Source organism: Paenibacillus sp. GCM10023252, assembly GCF_042653305.1.
Lineage (GTDB): Bacteria > Bacillota > Bacilli > Paenibacillales > Paenibacillaceae > Pristimantibacillus.
In genome coordinates, this window is the sequence record NZ_JBHSHW010000022.1 from 51,683 (window position 1) to 78,232 (window position 26,550).

At 49.6% G+C, this 26,550-nt stretch carries 18 protein-coding genes; 1 reads left to right on the forward strand and 17 read right to left on the reverse strand.

From position 1 onward, the window contains the following. Positions 1-80: 80 nt before the first annotated feature. From metK to fabZ, 12 genes are all read right to left on the reverse strand, one after another. Positions 81-1,283, reverse strand: coding sequence for a methionine adenosyltransferase (gene metK / locus ACFO9Q_RS13595; RefSeq protein ID WP_379182864.1), 1,203 nt, complete (start codon positions 1,281-1,283; stop codon positions 81-83). Positions 1,284-1,457: 174 nt separating this feature from the next. Then, on the reverse strand, positions 1,458-1,742 hold the full coding sequence (locus ACFO9Q_RS13600; RefSeq protein ID WP_379182866.1) for a small, acid-soluble spore protein, alpha/beta type: 285 nt from the start codon (positions 1,740-1,742) through the stop codon (positions 1,458-1,460). Between the two features lie 106 nt (positions 1,743-1,848). After that, a complete protein-coding gene (locus ACFO9Q_RS13605) occupies positions 1,849-2,355 on the reverse strand; it encodes a hypothetical protein (protein WP_379182868.1) in 507 nt (168 codons plus the stop codon). A gap of 87 nt (positions 2,356-2,442) precedes the next feature. After that, positions 2,443-4,977, reverse strand: coding sequence for a hypothetical protein (locus tag ACFO9Q_RS13610; RefSeq protein WP_379182870.1), 2,535 nt, complete (start codon positions 4,975-4,977; stop codon positions 2,443-2,445). 120 nt (positions 4,978-5,097) lie between these two features. Then, a complete protein-coding gene (locus ACFO9Q_RS13615) occupies positions 5,098-7,773 on the reverse strand; it encodes an S-layer homology domain-containing protein (RefSeq protein ID WP_379182872.1) in 2,676 nt (891 codons plus the stop codon). A gap of 507 nt (positions 7,774-8,280) precedes the next feature. Beyond that, positions 8,281-11,928, reverse strand: a complete 3,648-nt coding sequence (locus ACFO9Q_RS13620; RefSeq protein WP_379182874.1) for an S-layer homology domain-containing protein — start codon at positions 11,926-11,928, stop codon at positions 8,281-8,283. Positions 11,929-12,072: 144 nt separating this feature from the next. Beyond that, complete coding sequence (locus tag ACFO9Q_RS13625) at positions 12,073-13,215, reverse strand: glycosyltransferase family 4 protein (protein ID WP_379182876.1); 1,143 nt, start codon at positions 13,213-13,215, stop codon at positions 12,073-12,075. A 104-nt stretch (positions 13,216-13,319) separates the two neighbouring features. Beyond that, positions 13,320-14,030 carry a WecB/TagA/CpsF family glycosyltransferase gene (locus ACFO9Q_RS13630; protein ID WP_379183071.1) on the reverse strand — a complete coding sequence of 237 codons (711 nt, stop codon included), beginning with the start codon at positions 14,028-14,030 and terminating at the stop codon, positions 13,320-13,322. A gap of 301 nt (positions 14,031-14,331) precedes the next feature. After that, positions 14,332-15,612 (reverse strand): polysaccharide pyruvyl transferase family protein, encoded by a 1,281-nt coding sequence (locus ACFO9Q_RS13635; protein ID WP_379182878.1) that lies wholly within the window; start codon positions 15,610-15,612, stop codon positions 14,332-14,334. Next, the gene (locus tag ACFO9Q_RS13640; RefSeq protein WP_379182880.1) at positions 15,573-17,726 is read right to left on the reverse strand and encodes a DUF5693 family protein; all 2,154 of its coding nucleotides are present in this window, start codon (positions 17,724-17,726) and stop codon (positions 15,573-15,575) included. The genes ACFO9Q_RS13635 and ACFO9Q_RS13640 overlap by 40 nt, the downstream gene beginning before the upstream one ends. A gap of 17 nt (positions 17,727-17,743) precedes the next feature. Then, a complete protein-coding gene (locus tag ACFO9Q_RS13645) occupies positions 17,744-19,453 on the reverse strand; it encodes a phospho-sugar mutase (RefSeq protein WP_379182882.1) in 1,710 nt (569 codons plus the stop codon). Positions 19,454-19,499: 46 nt separating this feature from the next. After that, the gene (gene fabZ, locus ACFO9Q_RS13650; protein WP_379182884.1) at positions 19,500-19,931 is read right to left on the reverse strand and encodes a 3-hydroxyacyl-ACP dehydratase FabZ; all 432 of its coding nucleotides are present in this window, start codon (positions 19,929-19,931) and stop codon (positions 19,500-19,502) included. 376 nt (positions 19,932-20,307) lie between these two features. Here fabZ and ACFO9Q_RS13655 point away from each other — a divergent pair, with 376 nt between their 5' ends. Continuing rightward, positions 20,308-22,497: an Ig-like domain-containing protein gene (locus ACFO9Q_RS13655; RefSeq protein WP_379182886.1), complete on the forward strand. Its 2,190-nt coding sequence runs from the start codon at positions 20,308-20,310 to the stop codon at positions 22,495-22,497. A gap of 284 nt (positions 22,498-22,781) precedes the next feature. On the opposite strand, the gene ACFO9Q_RS13660 is transcribed toward ACFO9Q_RS13655, so the two are convergent. From ACFO9Q_RS13660 to spoIIID, 5 genes are all read right to left on the reverse strand, one after another. Next, the gene (locus ACFO9Q_RS13660) at positions 22,782-23,081 is read right to left on the reverse strand and encodes a DNA-directed RNA polymerase subunit beta (protein ID WP_379182888.1); all 300 of its coding nucleotides are present in this window, start codon (positions 23,079-23,081) and stop codon (positions 22,782-22,784) included. 14 nt (positions 23,082-23,095) lie between these two features. Next, complete coding sequence (locus ACFO9Q_RS13665; protein WP_379182890.1) at positions 23,096-23,926, reverse strand: flagellar hook-basal body protein; 831 nt, start codon at positions 23,924-23,926, stop codon at positions 23,096-23,098. A 27-nt stretch (positions 23,927-23,953) separates the two neighbouring features. Continuing rightward, the gene (locus tag ACFO9Q_RS13670) at positions 23,954-24,817 is read right to left on the reverse strand and encodes a flagellar hook-basal body protein (RefSeq protein WP_379182892.1); all 864 of its coding nucleotides are present in this window, start codon (positions 24,815-24,817) and stop codon (positions 23,954-23,956) included. 148 nt (positions 24,818-24,965) lie between these two features. Further along, complete coding sequence (mreB, locus tag ACFO9Q_RS13675) at positions 24,966-25,973, reverse strand: rod shape-determining protein MreB (RefSeq protein ID WP_379182894.1); 1,008 nt, start codon at positions 25,971-25,973, stop codon at positions 24,966-24,968. A 127-nt stretch (positions 25,974-26,100) separates the two neighbouring features. After that, complete coding sequence (gene spoIIID, locus ACFO9Q_RS13680; RefSeq protein WP_379182896.1) at positions 26,101-26,388, reverse strand: sporulation transcriptional regulator SpoIIID; 288 nt, start codon at positions 26,386-26,388, stop codon at positions 26,101-26,103. Between the last annotated feature and the right edge of the window lie 162 nt (positions 26,389-26,550).

Consider the following 26,550-nt stretch of genomic DNA (forward strand, 5'->3'; position numbering starts at 1 on the left):
TTGTCGGCATCTGGAGGTAAAAAGTTTAGACAACACAAAGAAGCCAGCGAATGATCGCTGGCTTCATCTATGATTGTGTATTAAGCTAGAGCGTCTGCCTTCAGCTTGTCAGCCTTGTCTACGCGCTCCCAAGGAAGATCGATGTCCGTACGGCCGAAGTGACCGTAAGCCGCTGTCTGGCTGTAGATCGGACGACGCAGGTCAAGCATCTTAATAATGCCTGCAGGACGAAGATCGAAGTTGTTGCGAATCACTTCAACCAGCTTATCATCCGCTACCGTTCCTGTTCCATAAGTGTCCACGTTAATGGATACCGGTGTAGCTACTCCAATGGCATAAGCCAGTTGGATCTCGCACTTCTCAGCCAAGCCTGCTGCTACGATGTTCTTAGCTACATAGCGGGCAGCGTAAGCAGCTGAACGGTCAACCTTCGTAGGATCCTTGCCGGAGAACGCACCGCCGCCATGACGAGCGTAGCCGCCGTAGGTATCGACGATGATCTTACGACCAGTAAGACCAGCATCCCCTTGAGGGCCACCAATTACGAAGCGGCCAGTCGGGTTGATGTAATACTTGGTTGCATCATCCAGCCATTCAGCAGGAATAACCGGCTTAATGACATGCTCCATAATGTCGGACTGGATCTGCTCCAGCGTCATCTCTTCCGCATGTTGGGTCGATACGACAACCGCATCTACACGCTTCGGCTTACCTTCAATGTACTCGATCGTGACTTGCGTCTTGCCGTCCGGACGTAGGTACTCCAGAGTACCATTCTTACGAACTTCAGACAGACGACGAGCTACACGGTGAGACAGTGCGATTGGAAGCGGCATGAGCTCAGGTGTCTCGTTCGAAGCGAATCCGAACATGAGACCTTGGTCACCTGCTCCAATGTCTTCATTCTCCTGGCGAATATCCTTACCGTCACGAGTCTCAATCGCTGCATTCACGCCTTGAGCGATATCTGCGGACTGTTCGTTCAGGGAAGTAAGTACGGCACATGTGCTGGAGTCGAAGCCATACTTCGCGCGAGTATAACCAATATCCTTAATCGTGCGGCGCACGATGGACGGAATATCAACATAATCCGCTGTTGTGCTAATCTCGCCGATGACGAGCACAAGGCCCGTAGCTACGGACACTTCACAAGCTACACGTGCATATGGATCAACTTCAAGGAAAGCATCCAGGACCGCATCCGAGATTTGGTCACAGATCTTATCTGGATGGCCTTCGGTAACGGATTCCGATGTAAATAAATGACGACCTTTAACCGACATCTGTATTCAACCTCCTACAACCTCTAGTATGGAATAAGAGCAGACTTTCTACACAAAAAATGAACCTTTTCCCTAAGGAAAAGGTTGTTAGACAACTCTTCTAACTCAGTATAATACAGAAAATGTCGCTTGGTGTCAATGAACGGAGTCGTAACACCTGACATTTACAAAACCTTAATATCCGCCTAGTACCTTCTCCGCCTGCTGAATGAGCCGCTTCGTAATCTCGCCGCCAACAGAACCCGCTTGCCGGGTGGAGATCTCATCCCAATGAACTCTGCCAGCTCCAGCGCTTCCGCCAATGGATCCCAGATCACCAGCGAATTCGGTATCCATACCGCTAAGGTTAGCAGCTGGCGTGTATAGGCCGAATTCCGCAGCAATCTCATATTTCATTTGCTTCAACGCGTCCTTAGACGCTGGAACGACAACTTTATTCGTACGATTAGTGCGACTCATAATAACGACACCTCCTGATGATTTTAGGAACTTGTCGTTATTTTGCTACGAAGCAGGGATTCTGAAGCGTATAACCTTTTGCTAACGCGGGTAAAATTAACTAACCTTACTTAATCTCATACTCACCACGCACGATTAAAGTGATACCAGCAGCTCCAGTTGGGTCCGGCATTACTCCTCGTCCGTCTCGAGGGAACCAGATTAAGTGGTTATTCGGTACTGTCGTACCTAACTTCAGATCCTTGCCCCCGGTTACATCTGCAATACCGTTCGTATCTGAGCTGTAGGCTACAGCCTTGCCCACTCGGACGATGACTTCTCCGCCTGCCTTCACCATGAGCTTCTCTCCGCTCAGCAGCTCTACTACATCTAAGGCTAGGGCATCGGTGCCTGTGCCCGTTCCGCCGCCTGGTGCAGGAGTTGGAGCAGTACCTCCGCCCAGCTTCGCTATCGCCTCGTCCACGTAGCTCTTCGTTACGACTGGGTCATCCACGGAGCCTGGAGTCAGCTCTACTCCATCACCTTCCACTATAGAAGGCCATAACGTACCTACCCATATTCCAGCCCCCATGACTGCTGCAGCAGCTGCGAGCCTCATCGTCTTGTTCCTCATCGCGGTGTTCCCCTCTTTCACTAGTCATTGCCTAAATGTTTCCTGTTACTAGGATACTAGATTTGGAGGGGATGATCTAGCATTTGTTTACTCCACATAGAACCATCTTAATTGTTTTGTAGCAACTAATACTTTAGCCCCTTGGAATACATCATAGATATTCATGACATAATTCTCATAGTTCTGTACCTTAGTCTGAATCGCTGAATCTTCGAAATCTATCGTTAAGGATTGATCTACCGCTTCATTCAGAACTGGTGTGTTTGTATCATTAGCTTTTAAGGCGAATGTTTTTGAGTAAGTGGTCTTGTTCGTTCCTTGATCCACGAACTCTATCTGTAGTTGATGATCTCCAGCTACATAATCATATTTCTCGTCTCGCAAGTAATCATAGTTAAGATTGATTCTTAGACCACTAACATTGAAGTCTCCCGTAACATTTAGATACGCCTGAACTCGCTTAAAGCTCAAGATATTTCCTGCTATTGGAATGTTCAATAACTCTTTTAGAGCAGCTGATGATTCAAGATTTTTGTACTTATAGGCTACAGGTTTAACAATCACCTTCTGTTCTGGAGTCTGTGGCGAACCCTCAGTCGGTGGATTAGGACCTGCAGTTCCTGAAGTAACGGATTGACCAATAATAAGCTTGAAGTCTTTTCTGTCAAAATACTTGGACACCTTCGACCATGCTGTAATTAGCACTTTCCCATTAGGCATAATTTTCTCTTTTATGTCCGTGAACTGTAATGGAACCGTTATGCTCTTGGAATCTTCCAAGTATCCGCCTAAGCTTGCCAGCAATGCTGCTCTAGCTTCTTTGTTGGTCACTTCATATTCACTGTAGAAGTAAGTAGTTTTACCTGTTACGTAGAAGTTAGATTTAATTACTGATATTTCAGCTCTTTTCCCAAGGCTATTAATGTGATATGGCTGTGTGAGATTTCTAGACGAGATGCTATTTACAGACTGTCCCGCGTATTGATATAGCTTCTTTGCAGGATCCGTTGTTGCTGCGGGCTGATCTGTGACTACGAATGAGATTGTTTTAATGTCTGTTGTATAAGGAACAGGTGCATACACAGCTAGATTGTAGTTCGCGTTCGGCTCAATATTTACGGAGTTGTCTAACAGGACCTTTTGATGTTCCGAATCTAGTCTGACTCCATTAATAATAAAATAGCCACTTAATTTAGGAGCCTTTTTGGATTCTTTGCTTATGTTAAGCACGCTAAGATCAGCGACTATCACATCATTATCTTCCATTGGCAGTCTCTCAATGCTATTCAGCTTGATGTTATAACTGGTGCTATATATAAATGAATTGCTAGAATTACCACTATTGCTTGTTTGCTTCATCTGGTAAGTACCAATCACGTATCCTTTGTCTTTTTCCGTTACCCCAGCTCTAACAATTAGTTTGGCTGTATCAAGTTTTATTGCTTCTGGTATCTGGCCAGTCAGTGAAATTGATTTCTTGAGTTTAGGAAGAAGGGTAGTGCCAGATTGTTCTTTATTATACGCAAGAGGATAGCTTACCCCACTTGAAGTTATCAATGTAAAGTTGAATTCTGGCATCGCTATTGATGAACCGCCAGTATTCTCAAGAGTATAGTCAAGCTCAACATTTTGGCTTTCTTCATTATCACTTAATGTAGCAAGACCAATATTCGTATTAACAGATTCACCGTTCATATAGATGGCTCTTTTGACTCCATGAACTACCGCTGCTGAAGGTGTGATTAGTGGCATAGCAAATACACCTGCCGGAACCTCCGACTTAACCGTAGCCTCGTTCGTTACAGCCGCAATTAATGAGAACGGCTTTCCTGCCATAGACAATGGGAATGTAGCACTTATGGTGACTACCTTTTTCTCTTTTGGTTGGACTACAACACCGCTAAGAGAGGTATTATTCACATTATATACAGCTAGAGTATCGGCCTGACCGTAGAACTTCATATTTGTGAGGTCTACACTTTTGAGACCAGCATTTTCTAGAAGAATGTTCATCGTAACATAGAGGTTGTTATTGTCTTTGTTTACCGTGTACTGCTTAAGAGAGCCTTTAATATTTGTGTTGTTGTAGAGGAAGGTTTTTGCTTGATAGGCGGTTACTTTATCTGTTGATCCAGAAGGGTAAGAGATCGTACCAAGCTTACGCTCATAATTGGAAGCATTGAAGTCCCACTTAATAATATCGAAGGTAAGATCTGATAACTTTGCAGCGTTATCTACCACTGCATAATAAGTCATATTCTGAGTAGTCTTTGGTGAGATTCGTCCTTTTGTTTTATCCGCTTCAATAACGGTAGAGGTATATTTCTTGCCTGACTTAGACTTAAGTCTAACAAAATAGTCTCTCATGTTAATTTCCGTTGATCCATTATTCGTTATAGTTATGGTGTAGGCAAACACTTTACCTGCATCTTGCATGAGCATATTTCCATCTCTAACGGTTAAAGTTGCTGAGCTACTAAGCTTAATTACTTGATTAGCAATTGATGTAGCCGCATGAGTTACATTAGAGTGCTGCATTGGGAAGCTCTGCAGACCTCCTTGAGCCAACAATGCACAGGTAGCCAATGTCGCAACACTTACCCTCATCCAGTTCTGTTTCACATTCATTCCTCCTGTGACTTGTTACTATATAGACGCAGGTTGAGGTGGAATAGTTTCTATGTGAATTAATTAAAATAAAAAAGACAGAAGCTTATGCTTCTGTCCTCTTTATTTACATAATTAGTTTGTAGCTGTTGTTGTTGCAGTTACTCCGTTAGCTGTTACATAAGTGATAATTACTTCACCATTCTTAGTACCAGCAGTAAGGGCACCAGTAGTAAGGTTCACAGCTACTACAGATGCATCTTCACTGTAGAAATATCCAACTGGAGCAGCAACAGCAACTCCGTATTGATCTTTTACAGTTACAGAAGCAGTGTTACCTACTGTGTAAGAAGAAGCACCAAATTCAACTGTTTTTGCTACAGGCGCAGCATCAGCTGCAGTTGCTTTTGCAGTTGCTACAACTTTACCATTTTTCCAAGCAGATACTGTAACTTCGCCAGCTTTGATAGCAGCAATTTTAGCACCATCAGCAAGGACAATTGTTGCATCAGAAGTAGTAACAAAGTCAAGGAAATCATCTTGTACAATTGCCACTTTAGTACCGTTAGCAAGTTTACCAGTTAGAGATACAGTTTTTACATAAGAAGTTACTTTAGGAGCAACAAACCCATTTGAATCTTTACCATAAAGTGTACCAATGTCGTTGATTTCAAACGATTTAACGTCAGAAGTAGCAACATTAGAAACATTGAATGTGTAATCCGAGCCAGTAACACCGTTCAGTGATACTTTAATTGTAGCAGTCCCTGTAGTTGTTCCACCAATCAATTTACCAGCAGTAGCATCACTTACGATTAAATCATTGCTGGATTCTACAGTGTAAGAGTTAGCAGCTACATTCTTTGAACGACCATAGTTATCAACATACTTGATATTCCCGACATTAAAACCAACTTCAGCATTTTTTGTAAAGGTAGTTAGAACGTTTTCGATACCAACAATTTTAACAGGTGTAGCAGTAGCTTTAACGTCAATTTGAACTTGGCTAGCAAGCGCTCCATCGATGTAAGCAAACAATGTTGTAACACCTGAACCAGTGAATTTGACAACCAGTTCACCTTTGTTATTAAGTGCTTTAGTAAATGTTACAGCACCATTGGATGATACAAGATTGATTTGGGAAAGAACAAGATCTGTTCCTGCAATTGCAGCACCATAAGTATCAGCAGCTACGAATGGGATTTTAACATCCTCACCAGCAGCAACTAGTACGCCTGGATGGCTCATTTGGAAGGTTTTAACTTTAGCTGCTGCTTCAACTTTAACAGTTGTGAAGCCAGATTGGCCATTTACATTGTTAATAGCTGTAATTGTAACTGTACCAGAAGCAGCTAATGTTTTGAAAGTAAGAACACCCTTGCTATCTACTGCAAATGTATCAATTGCAGACGGATTGCTAACGATGAACGTAATCCCACCAATCGTAACCGAACCATTTGTTAGGTTAGTTGCTGGTGTTTCTGGAAGCAGAATCTTTTGTCCATTTTGATCAGCTAGGTTGTATGGAAGTACCAGTCCTGATTCGTTAATGGAAATACGTGACTTCCCTTCAAGTGGTTGAACTGCGCTCAGTTGAACAACAGTAGCAGCACTACCAGAAACGACTTTAAATGTTTTCGAAACAGTGGTGCCAGTCGAAGCATGAGTTGCTGTTACGATAATGTTATCGTTCAGGTCAGTACCAGATGCGTCAATAACGTTTCCTGCAGGTGTAATTGAAGCACCTTTGGTAGCATTATATACGGACAAGTTCAGTGCAACATTGCTAATTTCTTCATTAAATTGGTTAAAAGCTTTAACCTTAAGATCTTGGTTAGCAGCTTTTGATACTGCTACAGCAGCGATGTCTAGTTTAGATACTTTTTCATCAGCTACAGTAACTGCTACTGGCTCATAGCCTTTTACTGTTACTGTGTATTCAGCTGCTGGAAGGAATGCAGCTTCAAGTACTACTGATTTGTTGTCAGCTGCGTAAGTAGCAGTAGTTTTGTAATCAACAGAGCTGTATTTCAGTGCGAAAGTAAGATCTTTTTTCGCTTCAGCAGAAACTTCTTTGTTGAAAGTTACTGTGATTTTTTTAGCGCCTGTTTGTTTAACGGAAGTAACTTTCAGCTCGTCAGCAGCTTCAATTGCTTGAACCGCTTCGTAAGCTGCAACTACTAGAAGACCGCGAAGTGCTTCGATTGTGTAGTCGTCTTGCTCTTCAAGAAGACCAGCAGACACAGCAGATGCTACATACTCAGCAGCCCATGCATCAACGTCACCTTCTACTTCTTCACCAGCTGGAACTTCGATGTTCCAAGCTTCCAGAACTTCTACAGCGATTTTAGCCAGTTGTTGGATGGTTACATCCGCGCCTGGATCGAATTTAGCGCCGCCTTTACCTTCTAGTACGCCAACTTCAGTAGCGTAGTTGATGTAGTCTTTAGCCCAGCCGTAGCCAGTCAAGTCTTTGTAGCCTGCATCTTCTACTTCAGTACCTTCTTCGTAGCCAGTAAGTAGAGCAACGATTTTAGCTGCTTGTGCACGGTTCATTGCTTTGTCAAGGTTAGCATTGCCGTTCTCGTCACCCTCGAAGATACCTGCTGCAACTAGTGCTTTGTACTGATCTTCTACGGATGGTTTTGCTGGAACTTCAGCTGCGAATGCCGCAGATGACATAACTGAGAATGCAACCGTAGCTGCTGTTAGAATGGATAATCCTTTTTTCATAACCTTTTTTTCTCCTCCTCTAAGTACCTTTGTTTCTTGAGAGTTTTGTGAAAATAATGAATTGCTCGATTCCCTCATTGTCGATTCACCCCCTCTCCAGAGTTGAGCGTAAATTAAGTATAAATGATGTCTGTCGCCATGTTTAACCCGGTATGTAATAACATGTCGCAGAAACTCGTAAACTAGGGTAGAAAAATATGGTAGAGATGCTATACCACTATACATTATACAATGGGCTCTCTCTATCGTAAAGGGAAAGTTGAGAATTAGTCCCAACTTACTAACCTTATACTTAAAATGAGGGCAAACTTGTGTCGCTTTGTGACAGTGACATCTATATAAACGCACTGCTTTCGGAAAAGTTGCGTTAGATTAGGAAAAACTTTTGAAAATTTAATAATCCTTGTCCTGCTTATGTATAATTCTTAATCTAAGCCGCTCTTACATTGCTAGTATAGCTTGTTCCTTAGATTTACGTCGATGCGTAAGTTTTTCCATGGATAATCTTGCACCTTGAGACAAGCCCTATAAGACAGCTAAGAGGAAGAGCCGGTGGATCGATCGTCCCCCGGCTCTTGTTCTCTATTAGATAAGCTTCAGCTTCCTCATGACTCTCTCAGCAATAATGGCTGCATCTGCTCGCTTCAAGTTGGACTTCGGATCGAAGCGGAAGGACTTCTTCGCTGTACCCGTCGTTGTATTCGGCAAGCCTTCAATATACTTCGCCTTGTTAACCGCTATGACGGAAGCTAAGGCATACACATCAATGATATTCGCATCTGTGAACAGCTTCTGCAACGTAGCGCGATCCTTCGTCTGGTTCTCAGCACCGTTCTTCACCAGGTTAGCTGCACGTGCAATCATGACTGCTCCTTCTTCACGCGTGAGCGGTTCGTTAGGTAGGAATACTCTTGGTCCCTTACCACGTACAATCCCCTTGCGTACTGCGGTCTCGATATAACGATAATCCCAGAATGGACTTAGGCCAATTAGCGGGATAACGTCGTCGAACGTCATATTATTCGGATCATATTCCAGCGGAATCTGGAATGCCTTCACCAGCAATTGAGCGAATTCACCACGTGTAATGTTGTCATATACACCGAATTCATTGTTGCCCTTCGGGTTCATAACTCCGCGAGCATACATCAGCTCAATGGAGTTACGAGCATACTCATGACCTACAATATCATTGTAGCTGTAACGCAGCGTGCTGACGACATAGTAGCCGAAGCCGTCCAGCGGTGCAGTTACAGTCTTCTGTCCAGTGTTGACTATTCCACCCACATTGGACCATTGCCCAGCATAGTAGCGCCATACACTGAGGAGCTTGGCGTTAACATCGCGAATAGCTGGATCGTACTTGATCGTAATCTTGCCTTGGTTAGATGGCTCTAGCCACTTGCTTAGAGCTCTGCTGTGGAACTCGTTGCCGGGTGCATAAGGCTGCTGTCCTTCTACGAAGTTGTAGCCCGTCTGCATCGTTCCTTGAACTGCGCCTGGGTCAATCCAGAACAGGTTGGACGCGAAGCCGAAGTGAGTTGTAGGGCGGAGTACAGAAGCTCCGAACTCACTGTAGCCTATGTTCTTAAAAGTTCCATCAAGTGCCTGAGGCTTTGGCTGCTGATTATCATATTCACCTACTGCATTGTATACCTTGACCGTTCTTCCATCTGTGCGGTCTGCAATACCGAATAGAATTTGTTGAGAATCAAATAAATCTATTGTATCTACATCTTGGCCCGGGAACTCATTAGCAGGTCGCAGGAATGTGTTCTTAGGGAAGGTTAGAGCAAGCTCACCTTTAAATGCTGAGACTTTACCTGCAGTGACCGATGCCTTGTATTGTGCACCAATTGAGTTATCTGCCGCATAATTAACAGAGAACTCCCCGTTAAGACTCTCTTCTCCGCGGTAGACAGTAAATTTAACTTTATTCACGCCAGCTTTTAAGTTCTTCAACTCATAGCGGAAGATATAATCATCAGGTCGTTCTAAGACCATCTCTGCCTTACCAATGACAACACGATCCGCACCCTGAGCCTTAATACTAACCGGCAGGAAATTTTGATTAATTACTTTTTGTTGAGGGAGCTTAGGTGAGAGCAACTCATAAGGAACGAATTCTCTTGTAATGGTTATCGTTTGGCTCACATTTTCTGAGCCAATCTGTGCAGATATAGTAATGCTTTTTGCTCCCGATGTTGGCATTGCTAAGTTGAATAAACGCAGTTCATAAGACTTCTCTACCACATCTTCATTCTCAAGATACAACTTGAAATCGTCAGCCCCAGGAATACTCATCTTGCCGTCATTAGGTGCTCCTACGGCAACACTGGCTGTAGCATAATCTTGACCATCAACCTTAACCACAAGATTCAAGGCATTCCTCACATTGAAGAGAATATCTACATATTCTTCAGTAGTTGTATAGTTGTTCAGAGAGACATACTTGAACTTCTGGTCTATATCGGTAAAGTACCTTTCATTATTCCCATCGTACTTAGGATGTACCTTATATGGAACAGGCTTAACCTGCGCAATTATAGGTTGCCTTGAAGAGAACTGGTATATAGTAATTCTAGTTGATACGGCAACACCATTCGCATTACCTGAGATGATAAGCTCGTTCGGACCATATACTAAGTCACCTGGGAGATCCTCATCGAATGATCCATCGGAATTGAAGGTATCAAGCTTCGTAGTGACACCATTGAGCATGATTGTAAGTGAATCCTTGTCAGCCTGAGAATTAAGATTAAAGTTAATTAACTTACCTGCAACCTTCTTGAAGGGAGTTCCATCATAGAAAATGTCTCCATCATAGGTGTTAGTAATCTGTATGGCTGATATGGGAGAATACCTTATCACTCTAGTAACTGTATCTGTATTACTGCCTTGAGTGACACTGAATGATAACTCCACCTCCCCTTGAGGCATCGCATCAATACGATACACATGTTGTGTGCCGTTCTTCAATAATGTTGCTTCAAATGATCCAGCAGGCGCGGCTACACCGTTAACCTTAGCTGTGATGCTTGAAGTACCTGTCGTGAAATTCGCTGCATCAATTGCCAGGTATAACGGCAGTTGACTAACTGTGTTGTTATTCGAAAAAGTAGTACTTGATGTGTAGCTGACATCCGATCCAGATGTAATCACTCCGTAGACTTGCCTAATGTCACGGATGTAGGCTCCGCTAGCATTACGAACGGTGAACTCGAGCGGGAAGTTAGCACTCGTTCCATAAGAATCCGATCTTATCCATAGTGTATAGTTACCATTCTTAAGTGCGTCAACATTAATATCCGTTACGAATGAGAATTCATGCCATCCTGAATTCACGACCAATGCTCCGCTTGTTGCTGGAATTGCTGATTGAACAGACACACCATCTCTGAACAGTTCTAGAGTAAAATCAGGGGCTGTTGGGACGGTAGTAGTTGGAATTGCAAATACCACCTTACCGCTAATTGCAGCATCGAATGGCGCCACCGTAGGCTTCCCATCTAGAATGGTGGTCGGTGTAGCAACCGTGGATACATTGATTGCAGTTGGTGTGCTGCCAAAGTAAGTCAATTGTCTAATCAAGGTATAGCTCTTATTCCCATTGCGGGATACAATCTCAAGCCTATTAAGTCCCGGACGCAAGTTAAGGTCAGACATAACAAACGTTCCCGCACCACCATTGAACATAACACGGCCGTTGATGACTACTTCCGTGGCATTGTTCGCCTTAACCAGAATAGATGGGTTAGCCGTCGTCACGATCTCGGACTTGCCATCTACTAGTGGTACGCCGCTTGCAAGCTTAACTTCCGTAATAACAGGCACGTTGCCGAAGGAGACATAGCAAGCCCCCTCAACGATGTTGCCGTTCACGCTCGTACCGAGTACGGTGATCTTGTTGAGACCTTCATACAATTGAACACCAGCGAATAAGAACGTATTGCCGTTGATTAATGGATTGTTAGAGCCGTTCGAGGATTCAACGACCGCTCCATTAACAAGGCGTTCGATTCGGAATGTGATTGAGTTAGGAGACACATCACTGAAGGAACCGCCCAAGTTAACCGTGTTGTTGTTAACAATCGTCGGGTTGTTCACCTCTGGACTGAAATCGGTAAATGTGAAGTAGGAGCCTGCCGCCTTGACCGGGGCGATTGGAGCAATGGTTACGAGTAGTGCGAGAGCAACCAATAAGCTCAAGGTTTGTTTCCACAATCTTGTCACACTGTTTTCCTCCTCATGAAAAGTTACGTAGTTTTTTTATCGGAATAGGCCGGAGGAAACTTTAGGTGAATTGGAAATTCAACAAAAAGAGCAGCGCCCTGTGTGTGGGGCGCTGCTCTTTATTTTCACATAAAAATAATATAATTACTTCGTACGTGAACCCGCATCCACCTTCGCGCGGACACGCAGGCGGGCCAGGAAGTTGATGAGCGGACGGCGGGACTTGTCTACGATGCCGATGAGCTCCGCGCCAATCTGCAGGCAGAACATGAGCAGACAGATGACGAGGAAGGTCACCCAGTTAGCAGCGCTGGACTGGACCACAGTGGCTTGCATGATTGCGAAGCCTCCGAAGATGGCGGCAACGCCCCAGATGATGAGGACGGTGCGGCGATGACTGAAGCCCAGCTCCTGAAGACAGTGGTGAAGATGGCCCTTATCCGGTGCGAAGATCGGCTTCTTGTTCACCCAGCGGCGAACGATGGCGAAGAATGTATCCGACAGCGGTACACCAATAATAAGCAGCGGTGTAACGAAGGAGACGATCGTCACCTGCTTGAACCCAATCATGGACAGCGTCGCCAGGCTGAATCCTAGGAATAGCGAGCCTGAGTCGCCCATGAAGATCTTGGCCGGATGGAAGTTGAAGACGAGGAAGCCTATGATTCCACCTAGCAGAAGCGAGCTAAGCAAGATGATCGGCACATTGCCCATAATGCAGGCCATCACGAGGATGGTACCAATCGCAATACCGGATACCCCTGCAGCGAGCCCGTCCAAGCCGTCAATCAGGTTAATCGCATTCGTGACGCCGACGATCCATAGAATCGTGAGCGGAATGGAGATCCAGGCGGCAATTGGCTGCATGGACTCTCCGAACGGAATGTTCAAGAGGTCGATCTTCACATCGAATCCGAACACCACGAGACATGCTGCAGCGATCTGCCCGAGCAGCTTCACCTTAGCGGATAGCTCGAACCGGTCATCCAGCGCTCCAATGATGATAATGATCGTACCGCCGGCAAGCAGCGCCTTAATGAGATTAAGGTCTCTTGCGCTTAGCAGATTGTCTGGAAGGAACGGCACGAGCACCAGGAACGCTCCGACGAAGGCGGTGTAGATCGCAAGTCCGCCCATTCGCGGCATGATGCGTGTGTGAACTTTACGGTGATTCGGCTTATCAATCGCTCCGACGAAGAATGCGAATCTCTTCACCAGAGGTGTCATTATTATAGCAAGTATAAGTGCAATCACGAATCCTAGTGAGTACAGTAAGCCCTGAGGCATGGTTGACAACTCCCCTTTTCTTTCTACCGAAGTGAATTATACTCCGTTCGAAAAAGAAACTCCAATCCCGTTTTCATGCTGTTTTCATCCGAATTAGGCCATATTCACGGTGTTGGGCGAGGTTTTAGTACATTATCCTTATCGCGAAGCACTCTGACGACGAATTTCGGCAAAACAAGCATTCTCGGGAGTCTCTTAGGCTCCTGCAGCAAGCGATAGAACCATTCCAGACGCAGCCGCTGGAAAATAACCGGAGCGCGCTTCAGCTTGCCAGCAATAATATCAAAGCTGCCGCCGATACCCATAATGAGAGGAACACCGAGCTCTTGCTTGTATCGCGCAATCCACGGTTCCTGAGTCGCAGCAGATCTCGCCACGAAAAGAAGATCAGGTGCAGCTTCCTTAATCTCGCGGACAACCTCAGCATCTTCGGCTTCGCCAAAGTAGCCGTTGCGGTAACCGACAATCTTGACCTGGGGGTATTGGAGCTGCAGCTTCTCCGCTGCGGCTTCAATTATCTCTTGGGTCGTGCCCAGCAAGTAGGCCTTCCACCTGCGAGTCTCGCCAACAGCCATGAGACGATGCATCAGGTCGAAGCCCGGTACCCGCTCGGCTACCGGCTGACCGACATGGCTTGCCGCCCAGACAACGCCTGCTCCGTCAGGAACGATGAGATCAGCCTTGCGTATCATGTTGTAATAAGTCTCGCTCTCCACGGCCGACATAATCATAATCGGGTTGGCAGTGATGACATGCGTCAGCCGCCTTGCCTCGATTGCATTCGTCAGGTAGTCAACGGTATCGTCCATGCTCATCTTGGAGAATGGGATGCCATAGATGGATACCTTCGGAACGTGCGGCAAGACGTCGACGGATGGACCCCGAGCTGCAGCCGCTTCAGCTGGAGCTGCAGGAGTAGAAGCAAGTGGTGCAGTGACTGCTGTGGAAGCCGTGTCTGCTGCTGCTTCAGGTTGATTGGTTGGCCTGCTGTTCTCAAGTGAGCCTTCTGCATGACTTCCAGCTTCGGTCGCTGTACTCATCCTATCTGCCTCCGAGTGTTCCTTATAAGTTAGGTTAGTCGTCTGAACTCTGGTCAAGCCAAGATCACCTCAGTTATTAATGACGGAGCAGGCGCACAATATGTTGCGCCGGCTTCGATGCTTCGCTCCTCAGCGTCTCGATGGCTGGGGAGTGCGAGGCAAGCCATGCCTCGCGTCCATCCAGCAAGTCGGCCGCGGCTGCAGCGAAGGCTTCGGCGTCCAGCCGCTCGGTTGTGCCGATGGGCGTCAGCCCGAGCCGGTGGAGGAATTGATCGATCTTCGGATCATACGACAGGCCGAGCATCGGTACCCTCTGGTTCGCCGCGTAGATGAGCGCATGCAGGCGCATGCCTAGAAGCGCATCGCAGCGGGACACCTCCAGCAGCATTCGCTGGGGGTCCTCGCCAGGGGCGGCAAGCTCGGCGGTGCTTCCGCTGCCGAGCTTGCCGCTGAGCCGTTCCATGACCTCCCTAGACGCATCCGCGTCTAAGGGGGTGTGGAACGGCAGGAACCGCAGGCGCACCGCGCGGCGGTTCGAGAGCGCCGCTAAGGCGTCGGCGGCGCGGACGAGGTCCGCGCCGTCCTTGCGCCAGCGGCGCAGCGACACGCCGAGGATCGGCGGCGTGTCCGCGCCCTCGGGCGCAGCCGCCGCGGGCCCCGCCGGCGGCAAGCCCGCAAGCGCTGCTGCAGCGGCTTCGCCAGCTGCAGCTTGCGCCCCAGGCCGCGGCGCGGCTTCGCCGAGCGCCGCAGGCCCCGGTGCCGCCGAGCTCTGCGCCGGCGGCACCCCCCCTGCCGCTGCTGCCCCAGCCGGCAGCGGCAAGCCCATGACCGGATCGGGTACAACCTCGATCCGGTCACGATCTACGCCCATCCGCCCCAGCAGGGCGGCGGATTCGGCATCCCGCACAGACACATACGCGCTCCGCCGCATGACATGGCGGATCAGCGGATCCATCCAGCGGCGATTCACCGGGCCGATGCCCTGTGAATAGATGAAGGTCGGCTTGCCCAGCAGCTGAGCCAGCTTAATCACCCCTACATAGTAGGGTATCGTCTTCGCTGACGTTGCATCCTGCAGCAAGCTCCCGCCTCCGCTAATGAGGCCATCACTGCTGCGAATCGCCTTCACTAACTCATTCGGACGCATCCGGTGCACGGACTCTACTCCGTACATCTCTGTCGTCCAAGCAGGGTCGGCGGACAGCACAATCGGCTGAATCCGTATTCCCTGCTCCTTGCCCTCCTCTTCCAGCGCCAGCAGAATCGAACGAAGCACCGCCTCGTCCCCGCTGTTGCGGAAGCCGTAATAACCCGAGATTACGAGTCGACGGACTTCGTTGTGAGCTTGCCTGCCCATCGCTTCCATGCCCCTTCCACTACCTGCCACACGCCGATCAGGATAACTCCGAATAGTACGCCCAATCCAAGTCCGAGGAAGACACGAATGATGGATATATAGAGCGGTGTATGAATATGTGCGAATGTATCAACCATTGATAGCTGTCCGATTGAGCCTGCGATGATGAGCACCCATGCTGCGCGGTAGCGCAGCGACAAGAAGATGCCTAGCAAGAGCAGCGGATGAGACAACAGGAACTCCTTCGTACGCGGACGAACCCCGAATGTCGACTCCAGCCAATTGCGGAACAGCAGCTCAATGGATGATGCCTGCCCCTCATTACCCGTACGTGACAGGTAATAAACACCCGCCGCCGCAAGGACGACCCCTAGCACGACCCACATGACCGTGATCGGTGTGCGGAGAATCTTGCGAACATTCCCAATGACTGACTGGCCTGTATAGAGGAACACATACAGAGCAACGAGTCCAATCGGTGCCAGGTGCAGCAGGCTCACTCCGCGGAATTGCTCCAGCACGAGGCTGTAAGTGACATTATTCAGCAATCCGAATACGAATGGCACGCCAACGAGCGAGATTAGTGAGGTCATGATGAAAAGCATCACAGCCATCCCAAGCCGCCTCGTCCACGTCAGCCCCGGGAATACCCAGCGCATGCCGCTGGCAGCTGCCAGGCCTTCTTCACCCGTACCCGAGACGACACGATCTCCGCCGCTCCGACCGACCGACCAATCCGAGCCGCCAACGAACCGGCGCATGCCGTCGGTCCTCGCATAGATTCGGTTCATGACCCAGATGAGCGCAAGCGTCGGTGCGCTTATCGCTGCCCCAAGCGCCAGAGCCTGCTCCAGCAACGAGTTCTTCCCGAGCACGAACAGTCCAGCACTGCCGGCAGCGCCGATTAAGAACACAGGAATCAATACGAGCGGAACATAAGCTCCGACGAGCAAGGCAATCAGCGCAACCGCGCCGACAGCGACAACTGCCTTAAGCGGCTTCGCCCATGAAGGGCGCTCCACCTCGAACGGCTCAGCTGACCCTGCAGGGAATCCAGCATCAGTCAGCCTTGCTACTGCTCCGTCTGGACCTTCCAGCGCTTCGTACAGCTTGTCCAGCGGATGCACAACTCCTGCCTTCTCCAGGCTGGACTGCGCCCCGCCATTCATGAAGAACATGCGGATGTTACGGTCCTTCGCCGCGAGGAGGAACCGATCCGATATCGTCTTCGGTGTGACCTGCGCGGCATCGTCTGCTGACAAGGAATATAGCCTTGTTACATTATAATTGGTTAGATAGGCGATTTTATTAATGCCGCCTTGCGGTTTTTTCAAGTTCTCAATGGCTGCAATGCCCAGATCGTATTGCTTCAACAATTCGGCGAAGCCGGTTAAGGAGTTCATCTCCCCCTGATCCGCATAACCCTTCACATTATCCCCGTCGAACAAGATACGGTCTACGCCAAGCTCCTTGAACTGCTGGAGCAGCTTTGACGTCTCCTCTTGATCATAAGGACGAGAACGATCCGAGAAGCGCGGCAGCAGCTTGAAGCCCGCATCGGTCAGTTGCTTCATAGCTACTTGGTCAGGACCCATCGGCTTAAGCAGAGCATCCTGCACCCCAAGCTCGATGATCAGGCCGTCACGGCCTCCAAACTTCCAAGGCTTGTACGCCACTCCTAATCGATCATAAGCCTCTTGCACGAGCTGCTTCGTTGCCTGCTGCTCGTCCCCGCCGCTGAAGATCACATACGTGAAGTTCTCCACATTGGACGGAGGCAGCCCTTGAAGCATCGCCGCATCCTTAGCACTATAGTAAGACAATCTGCCGGCGACTGCCAGCTCTCTGAGTGAACTCTCATATATGGATAGCGTAGTGATGCCAGCCTGCTTCATTCTGAGAAGCTGCTGGGATACGAACTCCCTCGGCTTCGGCTGCACTTCCGCAATCTCAACCAGGTCACGATAATCGAATACATACTCTACCTCGGAAGAGGTTCGCTCCATCTTCATTCGCGTGGAGCCAATCGGCAGAGCCGCTATGACGGCGATTAATACGAGCACCCACAGCCATAGCTTAGCTCTGCGATTCCATTGTTGCCATTGCGCTAGCACGTTGTTCCTCCGTTCCATTATCCGTGGTTGTCCACGCGCTCCATGACGGCTGCCGTCAGCTCCTGCAGCCTAGCTGCAGCTTCAGTTGTCGAGTCGCCTCTCACAGCCAGGTACACCTTAATCTTCGGCTCCGTCCCTGAAGGACGCAGGCAGAACCAAGAGCCGTCCGCAAGCAGGAACTTCAGCACGTTCTCCGGACGGAGGCCCTGAATGCCCAAGCGATAGTCGAGCACCTCTTGAATCTTCACTCCGTTAACCTCTACAGGCGCATCCGCTCGCCAAGCTTCCATGATCGACTGAATTTTCTCAACGCCGTCGATACCCTTGAGCGTTCTTGATTCCAAGCCTTCCATATATACGCCGTGCTTGGCATACAGCTCGAGCAGGACGTCGTATAATGTTTTTCCTTGATTGCTATAGTATGCCGCTGCTTCGCAGATTAATAACGAAGCGATGACTGCATCCTTATCTCTTGCATAGGTGCCCGTCAGATAGCCGTAGCTCTCTTCATAGCCGAACAGGAAGCTATGCTCGCCAGTCTTCTCGTACTCTGTCATTTTCTCACCGATATACTTGAAGCCCGTCAGCGTATTCTCTACAGCTGCTCCGTATGACTTCGCGATATCCGCGCCCATCTCACTCGTTACGATCGTCTTGATGACGACCCCGTTCGCAGGCAGCTCCCCGCGTTCAGCCAGCTGGCTCAGCACGTAGTTCACCATGAGCGCACCGGATTGGTTGCCTGTCAGCACGACGTATTCGCCTTCATTGTTCTTCACGACGGCACCCATTCGGTCGCAGTCCGGATCCGTTCCTACAATAATATCTGCACCGGTCTTCTTAGCCAGCTCGATAGCCAGAGTGAACGCTTCACGCTCCTCCGGATTCGGCGACTTCACCGTGCTGAAGTAACCATCCGGCTGCTCTTGCTCCGCAACGATATGTACATTCGTGAACCCGGCCGCAGCCAGCACCTGGCGAATCGGCTTATTGCCTGTCCCATGCAGCGGGGTGAAAACAACGCCGAACCGCTCGCCCAGCCCGCCTCGCAGCAATTCCGCATTCAAGCTATGCGACACGACCGTGTCTACATACTGCTGATCTGCCTCTTCGCCCAGCCAACGCAGCAGTCCGGCTGCCTCTGCCTCATCACGAGAGATGCGCTTAATCTCTCCGAAGCTCTGAATGGCGCCAATAGAGGAGATCACCTCTTCTGCTTCCTCAGGAATGAGCTGACAGCCGTCGGCTCCATAAGCCTTGTACCCATTGTATTCAGGTGGATTATGGCTGGCTGTAATGACAATGCCGCTGGTTGCGCCCAGAGCGCGAACCGCATAGGACAGCTGAGGAGTCGGACGAAGCTCTTCGAACAGATAAGTGGTGATGCCGTTAGCAGCCAGTACAAGCGCGGAATCGAGGGCGAACTCCGGAGAGTTGTTGCGCGAATCATGTGCGATGACTACAGACGCTCCTCCTTGAGGAGTTTTGCCAACGATCCAGTTCGCCAGACCTTGCGTCGCCTTGCCTACCGTATAAGCATTAAGACGGTTCGTTCCCGCACCCATGACGCCGCGAAGCCCGCCCGTACCGAACTCCAGATCCCGGTAGAAGCGATCGGCAATCTCCTTGTCTTGTCCAGCCAGTCCGCGAAGCTCTTCCTTCGTCACCTCGTCAATTAACGGATCCTTAAGCCAAGCCTCGTAACGTTCTGCAGCATGTTGTGTCATACAACCATTCCTCTCTTATCCCTATTTTTTATCTATATAGTTCATTCTAGGATGGATTAGACAGCGCGAACATAAGCTCACCTTCAGCTACCACTTGATCGCCGACCTTAGCGGTTCCTTGGCCCTTGCCAATGGCACCCTTGAAGCGAGTAATCGTCACTTCCAGCGTCAGTGTGTCTCCTGGCTTCACTTGCCCGCGGAAGCGGAAGCCGTCAATGCCGGCGAAGAAGCCGAGCTTCCCGCGATTAGCCTCGAGGCTGAGCAGTGCCACAGAGCCCACTTGGGCAAGGGCTTCTACGATAAGCACACCGGGCATAACCGGATATCCTGGAAAATGTCCCACGAAAAACGGCTCGTTCATCGTGACATTTTTGATCCCGACAGCACTCTTGCCTGCTTCGACCTCAAGAATCCGGTCAATGAGCAGGAACGGGGGACGGTGGGGAATAATTTCTTGAATTTGCACAATATCTAACATGCGGCGATTAGGCCCCTTTCTACTTGAAGCGAAGTATAATAATGTCCATTACAACCCAAGCTATAACTATCCTTCATGGTACTGCAGTTCATGGAGGTTAAGATAGAGAGGCTGGGCCCGCGACCAGAAGCGTCTGTGGGTTCAAGCCTCTTTGTTTTTGTCCCATGAATGGCAGCCTTCTAAGGTTCCCAACCATTATACAACTACCTTTTGAAAAAAAAAACTGCAACCCCCGCAAGCCTCGATCATTTTCTGCGTCTAACGTGTGACCAATCACAAAAAGTTAATTGTAAATATATGCAAAATGACTTCATTTCCTCGCTTCAGCAGCCGTTATACCTCACATACCATACTCAACTGTACAGGAAGGATAGGGATGATGAACCTCCATACCATTCGCAGCTTCTCAGGGCGTCTCTGCAAGAGATCGCTGTCTGTCACTCTTGCCTTATTATTAGTTATGACTCCGTTATCAGGACTCACAAGCGCAGCAGAGGACAAGGTGCTCAGCAGCATTGAGTTCGATACGTCCTCCTCTTCACTGAGCGTGCTGGTGGAAGAAGACCGGCTGGAGCTAGGCGTACTGGCAGCCTTCGAAGGCTCGACCTCCAAGGTGAATGTCACGAGCAGCGCCGCCTGGAAGTCCTCTGATGCCAGCATCGTCAAGGTAGATAAGGGGATTATTAGCGGCCTGGCCAGAGGTACTGCCGTTATCAGCGCCACCTATAAGACGAAGACCATCTCTATGAATGTGTCTTCCGATTATATTTATGACACAGTCACGCTGCTTCGGAACGGTACAGCTGCACCAGACAGCTTAGATCTGGAGATGAATGAATCGATTGCGTTCACCGCAGAGGGGAAGAAGGGCAATGGCTCTGCGGTAACCATTACTAGCGAAGCGGTCTGGTCGACCTCGAATGCTGCGATTGCGAAGGTTGATCAGGGAACCCTTACCTTAACTGGTGTCGGCACCGCTACGATTACTGTGAAGTACAAGGGCAAGTCCGACACGGTGAAGCTGAACGTCACTTCTCCCTACAAGTCACTTAGCATAGAGCCCGACGATGTGCTGGAGCTCGAGGTAGAGGGTGATTCGAAGGAGTTAGCCGCGACTGTTCAGCCGAAGTCAGGCGGGAGTCCGCTGGATGCAACCGACTCAGCCGTATGGTCAAGCAGCAATGCTGGCATCGCAACGGTAGAGAAGGGAATAGTCACCCCAGTGGCCGCTGGTAAGGCTATGATTACTGCAACTCGCTATGGGGTCTCCGACTCAGTTGAAGTTGTCGTTAGACCCGCTTACCAAGCGATGAAGTTCACCCCTAGCCAGGATATTCATATGCTGCTGCAGGGTGGGACCAAGACGATCCAAGTATCGGTTATTGATGATAAGGATGAAGTGGATTTCGTGAGCAACGACGCCACATGGACTTCATCGAACATTATGGCTGCAACTGTCGCAGGCGGCGTCATTACGCCTAAGGCTCCAGGGACGTCCAAGATTACAGCTTCGTACAAGGGTGTATCGCGCAGCCTGAATGTCACCGTCTATCCGAGCATCAAGGATATGGACGTGGAGAAGGACGAGCTCGACGGATTCGTAGGGGCGAGCGAGTCTCTGCCCAAGCTGATCGCCCAGTCCATTAGCGACGAAGAGCTGGATGTGAGCAAGCTGGCCGTCTGGACCACCAGCGATGATGATATTATCGAGGTGAAGGATGGCAAGTGGACGGCGCTGAAGATCGGCGAGGCTGTGCTCACAGGCAAGGTCCAGTCCCAGACCGTGACGGTGACCGTTCAAGTGCACGCTAAGCCGCTGGTGCTGCAGACCGAAGCCAGCTCCCTCAGCGTCGTTCTGAACAAGGAAGTGCCCCTTCCAGCTGTCACGATAATCTATGAGAATGGGGACGAAGCCATCGTTACTGATAAGGTCACATGGAAGGCTTCCAGCGCTAATCTGCTAGTGAAGCCTACGACGATGCGAGGGCTGGTCGCTTCCACCGTCACGCTGACCGCTACTTACTTGAACAAGTCTACGAGCATTCGTGTAACGATAGAGGAAGAGATCGTGAAGCTGGTTGCGGAACCGGAAGCCATCGCTCTGAACCCCGGCCGGTCCAAGAGCGTTCGTGTGACGGGCTACTACAAGAGCGGGAAGAAGGTATCCATCGGCTCCAAGATGGGATGGGAAGTGACCCCGGCTGCACTCGCGAGTGTGAAGGGCAGCAGCGTGAAGGCTCTCATAGAGGGAACTGGCAAGCTGGTCGGCACTTACCAAGGCAAGACGATATCCATTCCAATTACAGTCACGGCGAAGCTGAAGTCGCTGACCCTCTCTGACAAGTCGCTCAAGCTTGCCGCCGGACAGAAGTATAGCTTGAAGCTTGCTGCCAGCTATGACAATGGCAAGACGCTGGATGTGACCGCAGCTTCGGCGTGGACGTCATCCAATACGAAGATTGCCACCGTAGCCGATGGACAGATTGCAGCCGTCAGCAAGGGCTCTACCTCCATTAAGGCAACCTATAATGGCAAGTCCGTCACCTTGAGAGTAACGGTATCCTAATATCCTAGACCAATAAGGCACAACAAGCAGAGCGGCCCACAGATTGTATCTGTGGGCCGCTCTGCTGTACACCGCGCCACTGTGCGCTGCTCGGCATCACCTTGTTAGGATTAGACTTATCCTAACCCAATCGCCATTACCTTCACACATTTGCACTGCACCTGCTCTGCACTCGCACTTGCACTTCACTATCACTGCACTTGCACATCACCTTCTCAGCAACTACAATAAACTGCAAAAAAAAGCTGCCCAATAGGACAGCTTCCCGTAAGAGGCTATGGCTGCTAGGAATCAGCGAATATCAGATCCCACATATGCTTCCATGTGGAGATACGGAATACTTCGCTGCCCTCTTGCTTACCAATCACCGAGTAACCGATATATAATCCAACCATCAGTATGATGAATCCGATAATTGGTACGATGCCCTTCTTCAACATCCATAGCAGAGTGCGGGAGCCTCTTGATTGCGTCTTATCCGCGTGCTCTCGTGAATCGCCCCGCTGATCGCTCTCTCGAGCACTCTCTTCCTGATTCCGCGTACTGCGGGACAAGCTCGCAGCTCGTTCATCAGCTGTACTCATACCATCATCCCTATCTATCCGCGCAGATTATTCGACAGACCCATCATCGTATCGCTGGAGCTTAGCGCTCTAGCAGCAAGTTGATAAGCTCTCTGCACGTTAATCAGCTCGGTCATCTCATCCGACAGGTTCACATTGGATTGCTCCAGGAACCCTTGACGCAGTGCAATGCCTTCGGCAGCTGCATCGTCTACCGGCCGGAGGACATCTTGCAGGTTAAGGCCTTCAGCGACTGCGTACAGGTTGTCTGCTACGGCAGTGAGCGCAGCAGGCCTTGCTGCCTGCACGAGCTTCATGCTGCCAAGCTGGATCGTCTCGCCTGTAGCCTTGACGCCTTGTACAGAGCCATCGGGATTCACACGAAGGGAATAACCATTCGGAATCTTAATGCTTCCTTCACCGCCGCCAGGCAAGTTCGCTACTACTGGATAACCGTCTTCTGTTGCCAGTATGGTATCACCGTTTGCCGCGATCGTCAACTGGAAGGCTCCACCGCGCGTATAGGCTCTAGTGCCTTCTTCATTCACAATGACCTCGAACAAGGCATTACCTTCAATGGCAATATCACCAGCGCTGCCAGTCTCTTGGAGCGAGCCCTGTGCCAGATCAGGCTGTATGGAAGTCATCCTCGCGCCCCAGCCTTGATTGAAGTTCATCGGTGACAATCGCCCAGGCTGGTTGAATGCTTCAGGCTGACGCTTCGCATTCGTGAGCAGATCCTCGAATGAAGCTTCCTTCCGCTTATAACCTACTGTGTTCACATTCGCTATGTTATCAGCGAGCAGATCCAGCTTCTGCTGCAAGCCGCCCATCGATACCATTGCATTAATCATGGAGCTGTTCATCGTGAGTACCTCCCAGATCTATTCCGCTTAGATACGGCCGACTTCGTTCACTGCCTTGTTCAAGCTCTGGTCATAGAACTGAATGACCTTCTGATTCGCTTCATAGGCGCGAAGCGCAGCCATCAGATCAACGGATGACTGAGCGGCATCTACATTGGATCGCTCCACATATCCTTGACGCACTTCTACCCTCGCATCAGCAGCAACAGGCTGCGTGCCTCCATCCTGAGTCAAGCGGAACTTCCCATCCCCGTCCCGCACGAGCTCATTCGGATTATTAATCTGAGTGAGCAGCAGTGCTGCTCCCGTATCTTGACCGGTCACCGCATTAACGAAGCGCTGGTCTTCGGTCAGCACCAGCCCCTCTAGCCCAACTCCTGGAGCGAACCGAATCGGCTGTCCATTCCTTCCCAGCACACTCGAGCCGTCATTTGTAATGAGGAATCCCTCATCCGTCAGCGTGAACTTGCCTCCCCGAGTGTAGCGTTCCTCACCATCGCTATTCTGCACCGTGAAGAAGGCTTGCGGCTGGAAGATCACTTCACCATCCTCCGAGATTGCTTTGCCAGAGGCGTCGAAGTTCACTCCAGGCACTTGAATCTCAGACATAATGGCGAAGTCAGATGCCTTATTCGTCTGCATCAGATCGCCCTGCAAGTAGATCGCCAGACTCTCTTCAGCGAATACTCCAGTGCTTACCCTCCCGATCTGCTTGTCCGGCAGATTGTTGACACCTGTCATGGACAGCAGCATGTCGGGAAAAGAACGGGTGACCGCATTCGTCTGCTTATACCCAGGCGTATTAATATTTGAAATATTGTTTGTAACGGTATCATGTCTGCGCTGCTGAGCAACCATTCCGGCTGCTGCAGTGTACAATCCTCTTAGCATGGACGTTCCTCCCGGATTCCCCGTTGTCTTTTTTGACCTATTGTTTCTTTATCGGTTGTTATCCATGAAGGGTGAATAGCTTGTCCATGCGACCTTTGGCCCATTCACACCTCGGCACGCCTCCCCATGGCGTCCTACCCGTGCGAACCTAAGCTCGGATTGACTTTTTCTTTCCTAACTTATCCAGGTTGTCCAGCATAATGCCCGTTCCCTTGACGACACAATGCATAGGATCTTCGGCAATAAGCACAGGAACCTTAAGCTCCTCTGCCAGCAGGGCATCGAGCCCGTCCAGCAGCGCTCCGCCGCCCGTCAGGATGACGCCGCGATCTATAATATCAGCGGACAGCTCAGGAGGTGTCTGCTCCAGGACCGTTTTGGCTGCCGTCACGATCGACGACACGGAGTCCCACAGCGCTTCACGAACTTCATTCGACCGAATCGTAATCGTGAGCGGCAGCCCTGTCACCATATCACGTCCGCGTATGTCCATTTCTGCTCCTCGGCCCGTACCGTATACCGTGCCGATTTTGATTTTGATGTCTTCACTTGTGCGCTCGCCAATAAGCAGCTTGTACTTATTTTTGATGTACTTCATAATGGCGCCGTCGAACTTGTCTCCAGCTACCTTAATTGAGGATGCCGTTACGATATCGCCCATCGACAAGACGGCGACATCCGTTGTGCCCCCGCCAATATCTACGACCATATTGCCGCTTGGCTGGAAGATGTCCATCCCCGCGCCGATTGCTGCAGCCTTAGGCTCTTCCTCCATATACACCTCTCGCGCACCGCTTCGCTCTGCCGCTTGGCGAATGGCCTTCTGCTCTACAGATGTAATGTTCGTTGGGGCACAGATGAGAATACGCGGGCGGCTTGCGAATTTCCGTCCTTCCACCCGGTCGATGAATGCTTTTAGCATAATTTCCGTAATCTCGAAGTCTGCAATTACTCCATCCCGGAGAGGGCGAATGGCAATGATGTTACCGGGCGTCCGCCCGACCATTCGATGCGCTTCTTCACCGACAGCAAGCACGCGTTTTGAATCGCTCTCAATCGCAACGACCGAAGGCTCATCAAGAACAACGCCCCTCCCTTTCACATGAATAGAGACGTTTGCAGTCCCGAGATCAATACCAATATCCTTGCTCCACATAAGGCTTAGGTCCCCCAACGAATAATGTAATCACCGTCATACCACATGGTCCTATTGACATAGAGACCGCTAACGTACATTATTCGCTAAAAACCATCAAAATCCTACTGCCTTACTAAAAAATTATTTACGTTTTGCCTGCTGCAATGACTTCTCGCTTCCTGGAGCTCGTTTTCTTATATTTGATTTTGGTCGCTTCTCCTCCGCGTAAGTGGCGGATGGACTTGTGGTATTCCAGGATGTGCTTCACTTGGTCAGCCAGATCAGGATTAATCTCTGGCAGACGCTCGGTCAGATCCTTGTGCACCGTGCTTTTGGAAACGCCGAACTCTTTGGCAATCGTCCGAACGGTATGCTTCGTTTCGACGATGCAGCGGCCTATCTTAATCGTCCGTTCTTTGATGTAATCGTGCACGTTCCCGCCTCCCTACTCGAGATAGTTTGGTACATTATATGAGTCGAGTGGGTAGATATTCTAAGTTGTCAAGCGTGACAAGCTGTTTAAGCCGAAAATTTTCATGAAAACAAAAACAGGCAGTGGATAAATCCACTGCCTGCAAGGGCTAAAGCCCTAACT